2 protein-coding genes are annotated in these 2,515 nt (G+C 70.7%); one reads left to right on the forward strand and one right to left on the reverse strand.

The features are described 5' to 3' along the window. Positions 1-67 precede the first annotated feature (67 nt). Positions 68-739 (reverse strand): TetR/AcrR family transcriptional regulator, encoded by a 672-nt coding sequence (locus tag ACFTZL_RS43940; protein ID WP_382595966.1) that lies wholly within the window; start codon positions 737-739, stop codon positions 68-70. 239 nt (positions 740-978) lie between these two features. On the opposite strand from ACFTZL_RS43940, the gene ACFTZL_RS43945 reads away from it, so the two are divergent. After that, entirely contained in the window at positions 979-2,487 is a 1,509-nt protein-coding gene (locus ACFTZL_RS43945; RefSeq protein WP_382595969.1) for an MFS transporter, read from the forward strand. The last annotated feature ends 28 nt before the right edge of the window (positions 2,488-2,515 follow it).

The following is a 2,515-nucleotide window of genomic DNA, read 5'->3' on the forward strand; positions in this document are numbered from 1 at the left end:
GGGGTGTCACTGGGGAGGGCGGGAAGCGCGAGTGCGGCGCTTCCCGCCCCGGCGTCCCGACGTCGGCTCACGTCGCTGATCCCGAGCCCAGCAGGCCGTTGACCACCAACGTCGCCAGTGCCTCCGCCGTGGCCGTGAGCTGTTCCGGTGAGGCGTCGTCGGGCCGGCCGAGGCGGCGCGCCAGAGGGACCTCCACCATTCCCGAGACGGGCGGGATGACCGCGAAGAACAGCACGTCCATCGGGACGGGCGCCATACGCCCCGCGGCCACGAGCCGCTCGATGCCGGGCGCCATGAGCTGCAGGGTCGGCGCGATGTAGTTCTCGTACAGGTAGTCCAGCCGCTCGGTGTCCCGGGTGAACTCGTTGACGAAGAGCCGTCCCATCAACGGCTCGTCCGCGGCGGTCCGGTAGAAGCCGGTGATGATGCGCCGCAGGGCCTCGGCGTCGTCGACCGCGTCATCCACCTGCGGCAGGCGCGCGAGCTGCGCTCCCAGCGCGTGGTCCACCACCGCGCGCCAGAAGGCGGCCTTGGAGCCGTACCGGTCGTTGATGAAGTTGTGGCTGACGCCCAGGCGACGGGCCAGCTCGCGCGCGGAGGCGTGGTCGTAGCCCAGTTCGGCGAAGGCCTCCAGCCCGCGCCGCAGGATGCTCTCCTCCGCGGGGACCGCGGGAGTGTCAGCGCCGGGGCGCCCCGGCCGTCGAGCGGATTCGGCTCTTGCTCCCACGACTGCCTCCATGCGTGCGTCCTGCGCTGTTCGTGCTCCGGGCCATCCTAGGGACCCTCCGCCAGCTTACTTGACACCTGTCAGATTCAGACTAATCTGACGGGTGTCAGACAGTCCGCGAGGTCACTCGACCGGATCACCGGCCATCACACCGGCCGGTCCACGTGACGAGCTCCGTCGACGCAGCCGTCCCGCACCGCATCACCACCGGACGTCCGATCCCCTTGCCCTGCTTCTTCTGGAGTTCCGTCATGCCCAAGACCTCCACCGACACGGCCGGCGCGGCCCCCGTGTCCGCCCTTCCGTCCGCCGACACACCATCGCCTCATCGCTGGTGGATCCTCGCCGTCATCGGGCTGGCCCAGCTCATGGTGGTGCTGGACGGGACGATCGTGAACATCGCGCTTCCCTCGGCCCAGAAGGATCTGGGCTTCTCCGACGGGGACCGGCAGTGGGTCGTCACCGCCTATGCGCTCGCCTTCGGCAGCCTGCTGCTGCTCGGCGGACGCATAGCCGACCTGTTCGGGCGGAAGATGACCTTCCTGGTCGGCCTGGTCGGCTTCGCCGGGGCCTCCGCGCTGGGAGGTGCCGCCGGCAGCTTCGAGGTGCTCATCGTCGCGCGGGCCGCGCAGGGTCTGTTCGGTGCCCTGCTCGCCCCGGCCGCCCTGTCCCTGCTGACCACGACCTTCACCGACGCCAAGGAACGCGCCAAGGCCTTCGGCGTGTACGGCGCCATCGCCGGCGCGGGCGGCGCCATCGGCCTGCTCCTCGGCGGTTTCCTGACCGAGCACCTCGACTGGCGGTGGACCCTCTACGTCAACCTGGTCTTCGCCGCTGTCGCCTGCGTCGGCGGCATGCTCCTGCTTCAGCGCACCACCCGCGACAAGAGCGCCACCATCGACATCCCCGGCGCGGTCCTCGTCTCCGGCGGCCTGTTCTGCCTGGTCTACGGCTTCGCGAACGCCGAGAGCCACGACTGGAGCTCGGTGCAGACCTGGGGCTTCCTGGTCGCCGGCGCTGTCCTGCTCGCCGCGTTCACCTGGTGGCAGACCCGCTCCACCCACCCTCTGCTGCCCCTGCGCGTCCTGCTCGACCGCAACCGCGGCGCCTCCTTCGTCTCCATCCTGATCACCGGCGCCGGCATGTTCGGTGTCTTCCTCTTCCTCACCTACTACCTGCAGCAGAGCCTGGGCTACACCCCCATCAAGACCGGACTGGCCTTCCTGCCGATGGTCGGCGCGCTCATGCTGTCCTCGACGCTCGCCTCCACCGTGCTGATCCCCCGCATCGGCCCCAAGGCGGTCGTGCCGCTGGGCATGGGCCTCGCCGCGGCCGGCATGGCGTGGCTGACCGGTCTCGGCCTCAGCAGCGGCTACGCCACCGACATCCTGCCCCCGCTGATCGTGGCGGGACTCGGCCTCGGCCTGGTGATGGCCCCGGCCATGAGCCTGGCCACGGCCGGGGTGAAGGCCGAGGACGCCGGTGTCGCCTCCGCCGCCGTGAACACCATGCAGCAGGTCGGCGGCTCCCTCGGTACCGCCCTGCTCAACACCCTCTCCACCAGCGCCGTCACCGACTGCCTGGCCGGCCGGAACCCCAAGGACCCCGCCGTCCTCGCGCAGGCCGGTCTTGAGGGCTACTCCACCGCCTACTGGTGGTCGGCTGCCTTCTTCGCCGCCGGTCTGGTCATCAGCGTCATCCTCTACCGGCGCGACGTACCGGCCACCGACCCCGACGCGGCGCCCGTGGTGCACATGTGAGGTCCGCTCGGGGCGTTCCGGCCCCGAC

Source organism: Streptomyces sp. NPDC056948, assembly GCF_042674225.1.
Taxonomy (GTDB): domain Bacteria; phylum Actinomycetota; class Actinomycetes; order Streptomycetales; family Streptomycetaceae; genus Streptomyces; species Streptomyces purpurascens.